12 protein-coding genes are annotated in these 15,164 nt (G+C 61.8%); 5 read left to right on the plus strand and 7 right to left on the minus strand.

From position 1 onward, the window contains the following. Nucleotides 1–52 precede the first annotated feature (52 nt). Nucleotides 53–682 carry a response regulator transcription factor gene (locus tag JHD64_RS00175; protein ID WP_059286663.1) on the minus strand — a complete coding sequence of 210 codons (630 nt, stop codon included), beginning with the start codon at nucleotides 680–682 and terminating at the stop codon, nucleotides 53–55. Further along, nucleotides 679–3,048 carry a transporter substrate-binding domain-containing protein gene (locus JHD64_RS00180; RefSeq protein ID WP_199051870.1) on the minus strand — a complete coding sequence of 790 codons (2,370 nt, stop codon included), beginning with the start codon at nucleotides 3,046–3,048 and terminating at the stop codon, nucleotides 679–681. Before JHD64_RS00180 ends, JHD64_RS00175 begins: the two co-directional genes overlap by 4 nt. 278 nt (nucleotides 3,049–3,326) lie before the next feature. On the opposite strand from JHD64_RS00180, the gene JHD64_RS00185 reads away from it, so the two are divergent. The 3 genes from JHD64_RS00185 to JHD64_RS00195 are packed head-to-tail and all read left to right on the plus strand — an operon-like array spanning nucleotide 3,327 to nucleotide 7,916. Continuing rightward, nucleotides 3,327–4,544 carry an efflux RND transporter periplasmic adaptor subunit gene (locus JHD64_RS00185; protein ID WP_199051871.1) on the plus strand — a complete coding sequence of 406 codons (1,218 nt, stop codon included), beginning with the start codon at nucleotides 3,327–3,329 and terminating at the stop codon, nucleotides 4,542–4,544. 2 nt (nucleotides 4,545–4,546) lie between these two features. Beyond that, complete coding sequence (locus tag JHD64_RS00190; RefSeq protein WP_199051872.1) at nucleotides 4,547–6,496, plus strand: MacB family efflux pump subunit; 1,950 nt, start codon at nucleotides 4,547–4,549, stop codon at nucleotides 6,494–6,496. A 7-nt stretch (nucleotides 6,497–6,503) separates the two neighbouring features. Then, nucleotides 6,504–7,916, plus strand: coding sequence for an efflux transporter outer membrane subunit (locus tag JHD64_RS00195; protein ID WP_199051873.1), 1,413 nt, complete (start codon nucleotides 6,504–6,506; stop codon nucleotides 7,914–7,916). On the opposite strand, the gene JHD64_RS00200 is transcribed toward JHD64_RS00195, so the two are convergent. Together JHD64_RS00200 and JHD64_RS00205 are read right to left on the minus strand one after the other, a co-directional pair. Next, nucleotides 7,893–8,627, minus strand: coding sequence for an amino acid ABC transporter permease (locus tag JHD64_RS00200; RefSeq protein ID WP_199051874.1), 735 nt, complete (start codon nucleotides 8,625–8,627; stop codon nucleotides 7,893–7,895). The two genes, JHD64_RS00195 and JHD64_RS00200, sit on opposite strands and share 24 nt — an antisense overlap. 102 nt (nucleotides 8,628–8,729) lie before the next feature. Then, nucleotides 8,730–9,560 (minus strand): transporter substrate-binding domain-containing protein, encoded by an 831-nt coding sequence (locus tag JHD64_RS00205; protein ID WP_199051875.1) that lies wholly within the window; start codon nucleotides 9,558–9,560, stop codon nucleotides 8,730–8,732. 146 nt (nucleotides 9,561–9,706) lie between these two features. Here JHD64_RS00205 and JHD64_RS00210 point away from each other — a divergent pair, with 146 nt between their 5' ends. Continuing rightward, entirely contained in the window at nucleotides 9,707–10,600 is an 894-nt protein-coding gene (locus tag JHD64_RS00210; RefSeq protein WP_233170263.1) for a homocysteine S-methyltransferase family protein, read from the plus strand. Nucleotides 10,601–10,735: 135 nt separating this feature from the next. On the opposite strand, the gene JHD64_RS00215 is transcribed toward JHD64_RS00210, so the two are convergent. Continuing rightward, nucleotides 10,736–11,698, minus strand: a complete 963-nt coding sequence (locus JHD64_RS00215) for a LysR substrate-binding domain-containing protein (RefSeq protein WP_199051877.1) — start codon at nucleotides 11,696–11,698, stop codon at nucleotides 10,736–10,738. Nucleotides 11,699–11,912: 214 nt separating this feature from the next. Between JHD64_RS00215 and hchA the strand changes: the two genes are divergently transcribed. Further along, nucleotides 11,913–12,797, plus strand: coding sequence for a glyoxalase III HchA (gene hchA, locus JHD64_RS00220; RefSeq protein ID WP_199051878.1), 885 nt, complete (start codon nucleotides 11,913–11,915; stop codon nucleotides 12,795–12,797). Between the two features lie 336 nt (nucleotides 12,798–13,133). On the opposite strand, the gene JHD64_RS00225 is transcribed toward hchA, so the two are convergent. Both JHD64_RS00225 and JHD64_RS00230 read right to left on the minus strand, forming a co-directional pair. Beyond that, nucleotides 13,134–13,589: a single-stranded DNA-binding protein gene (locus tag JHD64_RS00225; protein WP_110312840.1), complete on the minus strand. Its 456-nt coding sequence runs from the start codon at nucleotides 13,587–13,589 to the stop codon at nucleotides 13,134–13,136. A gap of 94 nt (nucleotides 13,590–13,683) precedes the next feature. Continuing rightward, on the minus strand, nucleotides 13,684–15,045 hold the full coding sequence (locus JHD64_RS00230) for an MFS transporter (RefSeq protein WP_059286707.1): 1,362 nt from the start codon (nucleotides 15,043–15,045) through the stop codon (nucleotides 13,684–13,686). Nucleotides 15,046–15,164 lie beyond the last annotated feature (119 nt).

The raw sequence follows: 15,164 nt of genomic DNA on the forward strand, positions 1-15,164 counted from the left end.
CTGGTGTGGGGCAGTCCTTGCCGCACATCCTTACCAAGTTGCTGCCAGTCGATCAGATCAGCTTGTGCTCGATGGCGTAGCGCACCATGTCGGCCACCGAGTGCGCCTGCAGCTTCTGCATCAGGCGCACCTTGTGGGTGCTTACCGTCTTGGAACTGATGTTGAGCTGCTGGGCGATTTCATTGACATTGGTGCCGTGCACCAGGCGTTCGAACACCTGGTATTCGCGTTCGGACAGCTGGGCATGGGCAGGGCGGGAGTCGGTCAGCCCCACTTCGAATACCATGCGGTCGGCCAGTTGCGGGTCGATGTAGCGGCCACCGCCGGCCACCTTGCGGATGGCAGTCAGCAGCAGGGCCGGATCGCTGTCCTTGGTGCTGTAACCGGCGGCACCGGCCTTGAGCGCGCGGGCGGCGATCTGCACTTCATCGTGCATGGACAGCATCAGGATGGCCGGCGGATTGTCCAGGGCGCGAATGCGCGGGATGGATTCCAGCCCATTGGTGCCGGGCATGGAAATGTCCAGCAACAGCACGTCGCAGGGAATCTGGCGCAGCTGTTCCAGCAGGTGGGTGCCATTGGTGGCTTCTCCCACCACGCTGATGTCCTCGGCCAGCGATACCAGCTGCTTGATGCCCTCGCGGACGATTTTGTGGTCTTCGGCAATGATGACGCGGATCACGCGTTTTCCTTTCCTGCTTCGGCGGGTAGCCGGATGGTGAGAGTGCAGCCTTGTTCCGGCTGGCTGTCGATGTCGAGCACGCCACCCAGCAGCAGCACGCGTTCGCGGATGCCGACCAGGCCAAAAGAGCGCAGCTGGCGGTGGGCATGCGGGTCGAAGCCCTTGCCGTCGTCGGCAATGCTCAGGGTGATCATGCCTTGCTGGCAGGTCAGGCCCACGCTCACCGTGCTGGCTTCGGCATGGCGCAGCACATTGGTCAGGGCTTCCTGCAGGATGCGGAACACGCCGATGGCGCGGGCATCGCTCAGCGGGATGGGGGTGTCGGGCACGGAGACCAGACAAGGAATGCCGCTGCGTTTTTCAAAGCGGCGCGCCTGCCATTCGATGGCCGAGCCGATGCCGGCATCCAGCACCGGCGGGCGCAGCGCCGTGGCGACGTCGCGCACGATCTGGAAGGTTTGCTCGATCAGCTTTTTCATCGCCTGCAGCCGTTCGGCCAGCTTGCTGTCGCTCTGGCCAAAGCTCAGTTCGCACATCGAGGTTTCCAGTCGCAGCACGGTCAGGATCTGTCCCAGTTCATCGTGGACTTCGCGGGCGATACGGGCTTTTTCTTCTTCACGTACCGATTCCAGGTGGGCCGACAGGCTGCGCAGCAGGCCACGCGATTCGGCCAGCTGCAATTCATTGTGCTTGTTCTCGGAGATATCCCAGACAATGCCGTCCCATACCACATGGCCATCGTCAAAGCAGCGCACCGTGGCCTTGATGTCCACCCAGCGCAATTGCCCGTCCTGATGCAGCATGCGGCCCTGCCAGGCCAGGTCGTGATTATGCTGGTCGGCCTGTTGCCAGGCCTGCTGGTAGCTGGCGCGGTCGCTGGCCGCCACCACATCCAGCCAGCCTGCCGGCAGGCTGATCATGTCCAGCGGGCTGTAGCCCAGCATGCTCTGGCTGGCATCGCTGACAAAGGCCAGCCGCACCGGCATTTGCGCTGCCGGGCGTTCCAGGCGGAATACCATGCCCGGCACATTGCTGGCCATGCCCTTGAAGCGGGCTTCGCTTTCTTCCAGGGCGGCGCGGGCTTTTTGCCGTTCGGTAATGTCGTTGAGATAGACCACCAGGTATTCGGTACGGCCGAATTTGAGAAAGCTGAGGGTGACGCCTACCGGCAGTGTCTGGCCATCGGCCTTGAGGCAGTGGGTTTCAAAGCTGCTGACGGCCTTGCGGCTGCGCAGCTGGTTCCACATTTCCAGCCAGCGGGCGTGGTCGAGCGAGGGTTGCAGTTCGGGCAGGGACAAGCGCAACAGCAGGGCTGGCGGATAGCCCAGCATGGTTTCCGCCGCCCGGTTGGCGTACTGGATGCGGCTGTCCCAGTTGACCCACAGGATGCCGACCGTGCTGTTGTCGATGGAAAACTGGGTCAGCCGCAAGGATTCTTCGGCCACATCGCGCGCCTCCAGCTCCATGCGCGCTGCCAGCAGGCGCTTTTCCGCCCAGCGCCGTTGCCGCCGCTGATGGTTCCACACCACCGCCAGCAGCAGGCTGCTCAGCAGCAGCGCCAGGCTCAGCCGGTGCCAGAAGGTCAGCGAATCGATCAGCCGCGGATAGCTGGGCAGCATCCAGCGGGCGTACAGCTGCTCCATGCGGCTGCCGGGGATGTCCTGCAGCTGGCGATCCAGTACGGCGGGCAGTTCCGGCCAGTCACGCCTTACCCCGATGCGCAGCAGATGGGTGTAGCCCAGATCGCCCACCACCGCCAGGCGGGAGAATTCCGGCTCCTTGAGCAAGGTGGCCAGCTGGGCCTCATCGACGATGGCGTATTCGGCATATTGCTGCTGTACGGTTTGCAGGGCCAGACGGTCGTTGGCCACTTCGACGCGGGGCAGTTCCGGGTAATTGCGCCGGACAAAGCGCAGGGCATCGCTATTGCCGTCCAGCGCCAGCCGCTCGCTGAGTGACAGCCGGTCCAGATCGACCGCATTGCCGCTGCCGTCGGGGAAGCCGACTATCTTGTGCGGCACCCGCAAATAGGGCTGGGAAAACAGCCAGTGATGCAGGCTGGCCGGTGTTTGCAACATGCCGGGCGAGACATCCACCGTGCCGGCCTCCACCGCCCGGTCCAGTGCCTGCTGGGTGGCAAAGGTACGCCAGCTCAGCTGCACGCCCATCTTGCTGGCCAGCAGCAGCATCACCTCGACGTCGGCTCCTTCCAGCAGATGGTTGCGCGGGTTGATCTGGGCATAGGGCGCTTGCAGTACCACGCCCACCCGCCAGTCGCGATGGGCGGCCAGCCAGTTGCCTGCAGCCGGCGCTGCCGCCATGGCCAGTGAGCAGAACAGGCTGAGCAGCAGGGCTGGCAGGGTCAAAGACAAATGTCGAAGGCGAGAAGCCGGTTGCATGTGAAGCCTGTATGCAATGGGGTAAGGGATGGCCATGGCCGTTGTGCAATAAGAAGCGGCTGGCATGAGTGCGGCATACTTTACCCTTTAGTGCCGGTTTTGCCAAAAATGCTGGCGGAAGTCGGCCTGGTCGGCTTCGGTAGTGCGTTTACCAGAATTAACATCAATTTACCGTGCATTAACCGCGACGCAGCCGCCAAAGCCGGATACTGCGCTATCAAAATAGCAAGCATCCTTATCCCTTCATGCCTCGTTTCATTGCATTGCACCGTCGCAGCCTGCTGCTCGTCATCGGTTTGCTGCTGGCGCTTGCCGCTTACCTGTTCTACCCCCGCCCGCCAGTCAATCACTACCTGACCGCCACCGTAAGCCAGCTGGATCTGGAAGACAGCGTGCTGGCCACCGGCACCATCAAGGCGCTACGCGAAGTCAGCGTGGGTGCCCAGGTGTCCGGCCAGGTGAAGTCACTCAAGGTGGTCCTGGGCCAAACTGTGAGAAAGGGTGATGTACTGGCCGAAATCGATCCGCGCACCCAGGAAAATGCGCTGGAAGATGCCCAGGCTTCGGTCAGCAGCTATCAGTCGCAGCTGAAGTCCAAACTGGCGGCCTTGCTCAAGGCGCGCCAGGATTTCTCCCGGCAACAGCAGATGCTGGGGCAGCAGGCTACCTCGCGTGAAAGCTACGACAGCGCCAAGGCGGCGCTGGATGGTGCCGAAGCGGATACCCAGCAACTGCAGGCGCAGCTGCAACAGGCGCGCATCAGCCTGAAAACCGCTCAGCTCAATCTGGGCTATACCCGCATTGCTGCGCCCATCGATGGCGTGGTGGTGGCCTTGCCGGTGGAGGAAGGGCAGACGGTGAATGCCAGCCAGTCCACCCCCACCATCGTCAAGCTGGCGCAGCTGGATACGGTGACGGTGAAGTCGGAAATTTCGGAAGGCGATGTGGTCAAGGTCAAGCCCGGCCTGCCGGTGTACTTCACCATACTGGGCGAGCCGGACCGGCGCTATCAGGCGCGCTTGCGCGCCATCGACCCGGCGCCGCAATCGTATAGCGATGCCAGTGACAGCAGCACCAGCTCCACCTCGACCGGCAGCAGTTCCAGCAGCTCCACCTCGTCCACTGCCATCTATTACTACGGCCTGTTTGATGTGCCCAATCCGCAGCACAAGCTGCGCATCAATATGACGGCACAGGTCACGGTGGTGCTCAGCCAGGTCAGGGCGGCACTGGCGATTCCGGCCAATGCGCTGGGTGTGCGTGGCAAGGATGGCCGCTATCAGGTGCGGGTATTGCAGCCGGACGGCAGCGTGCAGGCGCGGACGGTGCAAATTGGCCTGAACAATAATGTGCACGCCCAGGTGTTGAGCGGCCTGCGCGCCGGCGAGCAGGTGATTGTAGGGGAGGCCAGCGTCAGCAGCAGTGGCAGCGGTCATAACGGCCCGCCGCCGATGGGGATGTAAGCATGCGTACTCCCTTGCTGGAACTGTCAGGCGTGTGCCGCGATTTTGTCGCGGGCGAAGAGACGGTCACCGTGCTGGACGACATTCATTTGCAGATTCAGGCCGGGGAAATGGTGGCCATCATCGGCGCATCCGGCTCCGGCAAATCCACCCTGATGAATATCCTGGGCTGTCTGGATGCCGCCACGCGCGGCAGTTATCGGGTGGCCGGGCAGGCGGTGGCGGACATGTCGGCCGACCAGCTGGCCGAGCTGCGGCGCGAGCATTTCGGCTTTATCTTTCAGCGCTACCACCTGCTGGGCGAGCTCAATGCCTTGCAGAATGTCGAGTTACCGGCCGTCTACGCGGGCTGCCCGGCAGCAGAGCGCTCAGCGCGTGCCGCCAGCCTGCTGGCACGCCTTGGCCTTGCCGACCGTGCCGGCCACAAGCCGGGCCAGCTGTCTGGTGGCCAGCAGCAGCGGGTGAGCATTGCGCGGGCGCTGATGAATGGCGGCAAGGTGATTCTGGCCGATGAACCCACCGGCGCGCTGGACAGTGCCAGCGGCCAGCAGGTGATGGCCATCCTGCGTGAACTGCATGCCGAGGGCCACACCATTATCCTGGTCACCCACGACAGCAAGGTGGCCGAGCATGCCGACCGCATTATCGAGATTGGCGATGGCAAGCTGGTGGCGGAAACCCGCCGTACCCCCGCCGTCGCCGTTACCGCCGTGCCTGCAGCCCTGGCCAGTCCGCAGGCCACTGGCTGGCGCTTGCTGCGCGAACAATTTGCCGAAGCCTTCGGCATGGCCTGGCGCGCGCTGATGGCGCACCGCCTGCGCTCGGCGCTGACCATGCTGGGCATCATCATCGGCATTGCCTCGGTGGTGTCGGTAGTGGCACTGGGTACCGGCTCCAGCCAGCGCATTCTCAGCGACATCAGTTCACTTGGCACCAACACCATCAATATCTATCCCGGCAAGCATTTTGGCGACCGCAAGGCCGATGCCATCCACACCCTGACCCCGCGCGATGCCAGCGTGCTGGCCGAGCAGGGCTTTGTCGACAGCGTGACGCCGGAAGTCAGCGACAGTGTGACACTGCGCTACCGCAATGTGGCGGTGACGGCGCAGGTCAAGGGCGTGGGCGAGCAGTATTTCCGCGTGCGCGGCGTGTCCATGGCGCAGGGCAGGGCCTTTGATGCCGTGGCGGTCAGCCAGCAGGCGCAGCAGGTGGTGATCGACGAAAACACTCGCAAGGCGCTGTTTGCCGAGGGTGACGAGCCCATCGGCAAGGTGATCCTGCTGGGCAAGCTGCCCTGCCGCGTGGTGGGCGTGACCCAAACCCAGAAAAGCGCCTTCGGCACCGATGACAACCTTAATCTGTGGCTGCCCTACAGCACGGTGATGTACCGCATGCTGGGCCAGAACTACCTGAAAGCCGTCACGGTGCGGGTCAGTGACAATGTGTCCACCGCTGCTGCCGAGCAAAGCCTGGTGGCGCTGATGACCCGCCGTCACGGCATGCAGGACTTCTTTGTGATGAATACCGACAGCATCCGCCAGACCATTGCCAGCACCACCGCCACCATGACCTTGCTGGTGTCGCTGATCGCGGTGATCTCACTGGTGGTGGGCGGCATCGGCGTGATGAACATCATGCTGGTGTCGGTGAGCGAGCGTACCCGCGAGATCGGCGTGTGCATGGCGGTGGGCGCACGCCAGCGCGACATCATGCAGCAGTTTCTGATCGAGGCCGTGCTGGTTTGCCTGCTGGGTGGTGCGCTGGGCGTGGCCTTGTCGCTGGGCCTGGGCGTGCTGGTGGCCCGGCTGGCCAGCTTCACCATGGTGTACTCACCCACCTCCATTGTGGCGGCCTTTGCCTGCTCCACCCTGGTGGGAGTGCTGTTTGGCTATCTGCCGGCGCGTAATGCGGCGCGGCTGGACCCTGTCGTGGCCTTGTCACGAGAATGAGAATGCAATGAAAGTGCTTTACCCGCTCTTGCTGGCCAGCCTGCTGCTGGCCGGCTGCACCAGTCTGACCGCAACACCCTATCAGGTGCCGGCGGTCACGCTGCCCGCCCAGTGGCAGGGCGCGGCGGCGGCGGATGATGGCCCGATCAGTGGCGATAACTGGTGGCAGCAGTTTGGCGATGCCGAACTGAACCGGCTGGTGGCGCTGGTGCTGTCCCGCAATAATGATCTGGCCACCGCTGCCATCAAGGTACAGCAGGCCATGCTCAAGGCCGAGCTGGCCGCCACCGACCTGGCCCCCACGCCGGCCTTCGGCCTGTCCAGCTCCGCCAGCCAGCGGCTGGGTGGGGCTGCCGTCAACAGCCAGACCCATGCGGCCAGCCTGTCGGTCAGCTACGAGGCCGATCTGTGGGGCCAGCTGTCGCATCTGCGCGATGCCAAGGTCTGGGAGGCGCGCGCTACCGAGCAGGATCGTGCCGCCAGCCGGCTCAGCCTGATCGGCAGCACCATCAAGCTGTACTGGAAGCAGGCCTGGTTGCAGCAGCGCCTGCAACTGGGCGCAGCCAGCATCGACTACCAGCAGCAAGCCTTGCGCCTGGTGCTGGCCAAGCAGCAGGCCGGTGCGGCGGCGCAGCTGGATGTGCTGACCGTACGGCAAAGCCTGGCCAGCCAGCAGGCCAGTCTGTACGACTACCAGCAGCAACTGGCAGAAACCCGCAATGCGCTGGCCATCTTGCTGGACGGCCCGCCGCCGGGTGTGCTGACCACTGCCAGCAGCCTGCCGCAGCAGGATCTGCCCGATGTGCCGGCCGGTCTGCCGGTGCAGCTGCTGGCCCGGCGGCCCGATCTGCGCGCCGCCGAACTGCGTCTGCGTGAAACGCTGGCCAATGGCGACGCTACCCGCGCATCCTACTATCCCGATTTTTCCCTCACCGGCAGCCTGGGCAGCAGCAGTAGCCGGCTGGCGCAGGTGCTCAGCAATCCGCTGGCCACGCTGGGGGCCGGGCTGACCCTGCCATTTTTGCAAGTGCGGCAGATGAAGCTGAACAACAGCATCAGCGACGCCGATTACCAGTTGGCGGTGGTGAATTTCCGCCAGACGCTATACACGGCGCTGGCCGATGTGGAAAACGCGCTGGCTGCCCGCAGCCACTATCAGCAGCAAGGGCAGCGGCTGACGCTGTCGGCGCAACTGGCCGGACAGTCCGAGCAGCTATACCGGCTGCGCTACCAGGCCGGTGCGGCAGCGCTGAAAGACTGGCTGGACGCACAGGAAACCCGCCGTCAGGCGGAAGTGTCGCTACTGGAGAACCGCTACAACCGGCTGCTGAATCAGGTGACGCTGTATCAGGCACTGGGCGGGGATGCGCAGCCACACCAGCTGGCTGCGCATGACTCAGCGCCGGGCGGAGGCGGATAGTTTCTGTTCCAGCTGGTGCTGGAACAGCTCCAGCACGATGGACAGCAGCCAGTACAGAATGGCCGCCGTCAGCAACATTTCCATGTAGCGGTAAGCCGAACGGCCATAGCTTTGCGCCAGGAACATCAGCTCCCACAAGCCCATCACCGACACCAGCGAGGAATCCTTCAGCATGGAAATGAACATGCTGAAGGTGGGCGGGACTGCCACTTTCATTGCCTGCGGCAAGATGATGAAGCGCATGATGGCATGCGGTTTCAGCCCCAGTGCCTTGCCGGCATCCCACTGGCCGCGGTGGATGGACAGGATGGCCGAGCGGAACACCTCGCTCAGATAAGCGCCATAGCACAGCGCCAGCGCCGCCACGCCGGACGGAATGGCCGTGGGCACCACGCCCAGCTGCGGCAGGCCCAGGTAGATCAGCAGAATCTGCACCAGCAGCGGCGTGCCCTTGAAAAACGAGTTATAGAAGGTGGCCAGGCCGTACAGCAGCGGGTTGGTCGACAGCCGGCCCAGTGCCGACAGCATGCCGATGGCCACTGCCAGCACAGTGGAAAGCAGGCATAGCAGCAGGGTGAGCGGAATGCCCTGGATAAAGCCTTCCGGGCTTAACTCCAGCCCGGCCAGCAAGGGCAGCTTGCTCAGGGCAAACTGGTAGTCCAGCCCAAAGGCTTGCACAAACCAGACAAAGCCACCCAACAGACACAACATGACCAGGCCGACTTGCAGCCTGAATCGGTTTTCCAGTTTCATGATACGGACAGACAAAAACAGAAAGCCCCGGACGGCTGCATGCCGCCACGGGGCTGATTCTTAGTTGGTGATATCGCTGCCAATCCACTTCTTGGAAATGGCGCTGAGGGTGCCGTCTTTCTTCAGCTCGCTGATGACCTGTTTGACGCGGGCATTCCACTGCGCATCACCCTTGTCCACGGCCACCCAGTTCGGTTCCTGGTAGAGCGGGGCGCCGACGATGCGGAACTTGCCGGTCTTGCTGATGCGCTCGTTTGCCGTCACCAGGTTGGAAATCACCGCATCCACGCGCTTGCCCGCGCCCAGTGCCAGGTCCTGGAAGGCCAGTTCTTCATTGTCGTACGGGGCAATCACCACCTTGTTGAAGGGGTAGGCGGGTTGCACGGCGTTGGGGGCTTCAATGGTCAGCTTCTTCTGCAGATAGCTTTCATAGGACGAGCCTTGCTGTACGGCAATCTTCTTGCCTTCCAGGCTCTTGATGCTGCTGGTTTTCTTGTCGGCCACATTGGCGATCAGCACCGCCGGCGAATTGTAGTAAAACGCCGGGAAGTCCAGTACCTGGGCTCTTTCCTTGTTGGGCGTCATCGAGCAGATGCAGATGTCCCAGCGAGCGCCCCATTTGCCGGCGGCAATCACTTCCCAGGACGGGGTGTCCAGTTTCAGCTTGACGCCCAGTTTTTTCGCCACGGCCTTGGCCACATCCACATCAAAGCCATCCAGCTGGTTTTTGCTGTTGAGGAAGGAGAAGGGCGGGTAGCTTTCCAGCAATACACCACGCAGCACGCCGCTTTTCTGAACGTGGTCAAGGGTGGCACCGGCATGGCTGTGGCCGGCAAGCAGCAGGGCCAGGGCGGCGATGGTGTTGGTGATCTTGGTTTGTCGTTGGAACATTTTTATAGTCTTGATGCTGTTTGGGTGTTAATCTATATACCAAACTATTATAATAAATACCAACTTGTTTCTTTATAAGAATATAACATTTTCTCATCATCACTCCGGAGTTTTCCGGTATAGGTGGGGAATGCATGGATAACATCATGAGCCAAATCCTTATTCTCGATGGCGGCATGGGCCGCGAACTCAAACGCATTGGCGCACCGTTCCAGCAACCGGAATGGTCGGCACTGGCACTGCTGGAAGGCCCGCATTTTGTCGAGCAGGCACACGATGCCTTTGTGAATGCCGGTGCCCGCGTCATTACCACCAATAGCTATGCGGTGGTGCCCTTTCACATTGGCCAACAGCGTTTCGAACAGCATGGCGAGCGACTGGCTGCGCTGGCCGGTGAACTGGCCCGCCGCAGCGCCGACAAGGCAAGCCACGCGGTGACCGTGGCCGGCTCCTTGCCGCCGGCACTGGGTTCCTACCGGCCGGACCTGTTCAACGAGGCCGACTCGCTGGCCATTCACCGTGTGCTGATTGCCGGTCTGGCACCCTATGTGGATGTGTGGCTGGCCGAGACGCAAAGCTCGCTGGCCGAGGTGCGTGCGGTGCGCCAGGCGCTGGGCGAGCAGGACAAGCCGCTGTGGCTGTCCTTCACCTTGCAGGATGAAGATACTGATGCGGTGGCGCGGCTGCGCTCTGGCGAAACCGTCAGCGAAGCCGTGGCCGAAGCCATCCGCCTGGGTGCGGCGGCAGTGCTGTTCAACTGCAGCCAGCCGGAGGTGATGGAAGCGGCGCTGGATGCCGCCAATGCGGTGCTGCAGCAGCAAGGCGGCCAGTTGCAACTGGGTGTGTACGCCAATGCCTTTCCCCCGACTCCGAAGGATGCCAAGGCCAATGCCACGCTGGATGAAATCCGCGCCGACCTGACCCCGCAAAACTATCTGGGCTGGGCCGAGCGCTGGGTGGGCAAGGGCGCGGGCATTGTCGGCGGTTGCTGCGGCATCACGCCGGAGCACATTACCGCATTGTCCAACAGCCTGAGCTGATACTCTTCAGCCCGAATCGTCAGCCAGACGGTGTGCCGGGAGGCATCAGCCTCCCAGCACTTTTCCGATCATGGCCGGGGTGTCGACAGCGGCTTCCCGCATGGCTCGGCCGGTGCCGCGGGCAGCTGAGCGCCCTTAGTCCCGCATGAAGCAGGCATCAGCATCACCGCTTTGTCGGTAGTTTGCCTGCAAGTTTGAAAAGTCCATCTCGCCAAAGCTGTCAGTCAGGAAATCCAGCAAGCTGCGCACGGAGGGCAACAAGCCCTGCCGGGATGGAAACAGCGCATACACAACCGCCTCCGGTGGTTTCCAGTCGGGCAGTACCGGGACCAGCAGTTGCTGGTTCAGGTCTTTGAAACACACCAGCAGTGGCAATTGTGCAATCCCGCCATGATCAAGCGCCAGCCGGCGGATGGTGATGATGTCATCGCTAACCAGCCTTGGCGTGTGGGGGATGTGCAGCGATTGCTGAGCGGGCCCCTGCAGCTGCCAGGCATAGTTGCGACGTTGCAGCCCCCAGTGCAGGCTGGGCAGCTGGCTGAGTTCCTGCACTGAGCCCGGGTAGCCATGCTGCTGCAGAAACTGCGGGCTGGCCACCAGCTCTTGCGGGCTGCGCGAAAGTCTCTTCATCACCAAGCCGCTATCTTCAAATGGTGGCGTTTTGGCATGCAAGGCTAAATCCAGCCCTTCCCTTAATACATCCACTTCGCGATTGGTGCTTTCTATCTGCACCTTCACCAGCGGGAAGCGTGTCATGAAGCGCGAAATCATCCCGGCTACGACAAAGTTCAACAAGGCCGTGGGGCAGCTGATCCGCACCGTGCCTTGCGGCACGACCTGCTTTTTCTCGACGGATGCCCGGGCCGCCTCGCTGGCAGTCAGCACCTGCTGGCAGTGCACGTAAAATTCCTGTCCCAGATCAGTCACCGCAAAATGGCGGGTGGAACGGTTGATCAGGCGCGCAGCAAGATAGGTTTCCAGCTCCTGGATGCTGCGGCTGAGCCTGGATTTGGAAACGCCAGTGGCGCGGCTGGCCGCTCCAAACCCGCCATGGTCAACAATCTGGGCAAAGTAATACAGTGCATTCAGGTCATACATTGCGCGGGCACACCCTGTTGATGGATGGGATCAACATACCGGAAACCTCCTCTTGATGTCTGCCGCAAGCGCTGTCTTGCCGGTGAAACACTCTGTTGCATTTATCAAGCAATCAATATAACAGTAGAAACTGTATATTGATGGCGCAGCTGCCACTGCCGGCATTCACGGCCTGCCCGGCACGGTGCTTGCACATCTATCACAGGAGAGCCTCATGACCGATCAAACCGCTGAATTAAGCAAAGCACCCACGCCAGATCCTGCCGAGGACAATGCCTTTTTCCCTTCGCCATACTCCTTGAGCCAATACACCTCATCCAGAACGGACTTTGATGGTACGGACTACCCGCAGCCCTACAGCGGCGGCAAGTGGAAGGTTTTGATGGTGGCAAGCGACGAGCGCTATGTGCTGATGCAAAACGGCACCATGTTCTCCACGGGCAACCACCCGGTTGAAACGCTGCTCCCCATGTATCACATGGACCGTGCCGGCTTTGAGATCGATGTGGCCACCCTGTCGGGCAATCCGGTCAAGTTGGAAATGTGGGCGATGCCGGGCGAAGATGACACCGTGAAAGGGGTCTACGCCAAGTATCGTGACCAATTCAAATCGCCACTGAAGCTTGCGGACGTGATGGCGCAAAGCGTGAATGACGACTCTCCCTATATTGCCGTCTTTGTTCCGGGTGGTCATGGCGCCTTGGTGGGCATTCCACATAGCAAGGAAGTGAAAGACTTGCTGCTGTGGGCGATGGCCAAGGATAAGTATGTGATTACCTTGTGCCATGGCCCGGCCTGTCTCCTGGCCCCGGCCGTGGATGAAGCGCCGGAAGACTATATTTACAAGGGTTACAAGATCTGTGTTTTTCCTGATGCCCTGGATCAAGGCGCCAATATCCAGATCGGCTACATGCCCGGCCCCTTGCCTTGGCCTTTGGCGGAAAGCCTGGCCAAGCTGGGCGTCGAGATACTGAATAGCGGGATTAGCGGCCAGTGTTATCAGGATAGAAAGCTGATCACTGGTGATAGCCCACTGGCCGCCAACAATATCGGCAAATTGGCCGCCAATGCCTTGTTGCAAGAAGCCCGGTCGATTTAGCCGGATCTGTGTGTACACCATGAGGCCGGAGTGGCGCTAGCAGATAAACAGCACGGCTCCGGCTGCATCGGCCAGATGGCTGCTTTCCATGTGGAAGCAGCCATTTTTTATTTTCCTGGGGAAGGGCGGGATGGGCTGAAGCACGGCTTGCCGACTGGCGCGCATGGCCTGCTTGCGCAACAGGCTGCGCGGCGGTGGCGGATAGTGAAGCCATGGGATTGCTGCCTGTTACCCGGCTGCTGTCTTGTGCGCAGTCAATGCGAGCCAATGCAGAATGCAAAACCCCCGCAGGGCGGGGGTTTGGGGGATACTTTACAAATAACTCTCAGGTGTAAGTCAGAAGGGGATGTCGTCGTCCATGTCGTCCAGCTTGGGTGCCGGCTTGGCTTCCATGCGGCGCGGTGCCGCCGGCGGTGCGGCCGGGCGGGACTGGGCTGCCGGCTCGCCGTAGGCGTAGTTGTCGTCCATGGACGAGCCGCCTTCGCGCTTGCCGCCTTGCAGGCTCAGTTCGTTTACGCGCACATCAGGCGACAGTTGTTTCTGGCCTTCCTTGTTCTGCCATTCGCGCAGGGTGAGCTGGCCGTATACGGTCACTTGCTGGCCCTTGCTGAGGAAGTTTTTCAGCGATTCGCCGCGCTTGCCCCATACCTGGCAGCTAAACCAGTTGGTGGTCTTGCGCTCGCCAAAGCCGATGTCGCTGGCCACGCGGAAGCTCAGCACCGGTTCGCCACTGGGGGTGTAGCGCAGTTCGGCGTCTGCCGCCAGGCGTCCGTCAAAAGTGATGCTGTTCATGTGGGGTCTCCGATTCGATTCATTGATGCTGCGCCGGACGCGGCCGACGCGTGATTGTAGGGCCAGACACGCTGTGGCAATAGCCGCGCTGGCATTAATAAGTAGCCTGGATCAGCTGTTTGACTGCGGCTTCGTCCCAGCTTTGCTGCGATACCTTCAGGTAGGCGACACGGTCCTCCAGCACCACCACCGCTTCGCTGACACCGGCCAGTGCCGACAGCTGCTGCGATAGCTGCTGCGGGCTGCCGCGCCAGTCTTCGCCGATGTGGAACATCACCGAACGCACGGCCTGCGGGGCCTGCATGCTGAAGGAGGCCAGCAGCCAGCTGGCCATCAGCACGCTGGTAAAGCCGAATACGCCGGCAGCGCCATAGTGGCCGTACAGCCAGCCGCCAGCAGCAGCGCCCATGAACAGGCCAAAGGACTGCGCCGTATTATACACACCGATGGCAGTGCCCTTGGCATCGGCCGGGGCAATTTTCGAAATCAGCGAGGGCAGGGTGGCTTCCAGGATATTGAAGGCGATGAAATACAGGCCCAGCCACACCACGATCTGCCAGAAGCTGTCCAGCGCCAGCGCCATGCCCAGCTGGGCGACGGTCATGATGGCGATGGCGGCAATGAATACCTGCTTCAGCTTGGATTTCTTCTCGCCGTAAATGATGGCCGGCACCATCAGCAGAAAACCGATGACGGTGACCGGCAGGTACACCTCCCAGTGGTGGGCCTTGTCGAGACCGGCGGTCTTGATCAGGGCAAAGGGAATGGTGACGAACATGGCCATCTGCGCCGCATGCAGCGCAAAAATACCGTAATTGAGGCGCAGCAGTTGCGGGTTTTTCAGTACCGCTGGCAGGCGCTTGGTATTGGCTTCGGTATCCGAGTGGAAGCGCGAGATGGCCGGATTGGGGATGATCAGCCATACGCCCACCAAGGCTGCCAGCGACAGCACGCCGGTGAGGGCAAAGATGCCGTTGACGCCGATGTACTGCGCCAGCAGCGGGCCGGCAACCAGGCTGACAGCAAAGGTGGTGCCGATGCTCATGCCTATCATGGCCATGGCGCGGGTGCGGTTCTCTTCGCGAGTGAGGTCGGCCAAGAGGGCGGTAATGGCGGCGGAGATGGCACCGGAACCCTGGATCACGCGGCCGATGGTGAGGGTGACAATATCGTGCGCGCCGGCGGCCACGAAGCTGCCGATGGCAAACAGCAGCAGCCCGCCGTAAATCACCTTCTTGCGGCCGATGCGGTCGGACAGCATGCCCAGCGGCAGTTGCAGCAGGGCCTGGGTGAGGCCGTAGCTGCCCAGTGCCAGGCCAATCAGGGTGTGGTTGTCGGCCCCGTGCAGGGTTTGCGCGTAAATGGCAAACACCGGCAGGATCAGGAACATGCCCAGCATGCGCAGGGCGTAAATACCAGCCAGCCCCAGGCTGGCGCGCAGTTCAAGCGAATTCATGTGTGTTGTCGTTATCGATTCAGGAGTAAGGCTTTTAACGCGGTCCATGGCGGGCGGTTTACCGCCACACCGGCTTCCGGCTGAGCCGGTTTTTTGCTGCAGCGCATACTTAGCTGGAG

Source organism: Aquitalea sp. ASV15 (assembly GCF_016429115.1).
In the GTDB taxonomy this organism is placed as follows: domain Bacteria; phylum Pseudomonadota; class Gammaproteobacteria; order Burkholderiales; family Chromobacteriaceae; genus Aquitalea; species Aquitalea magnusonii.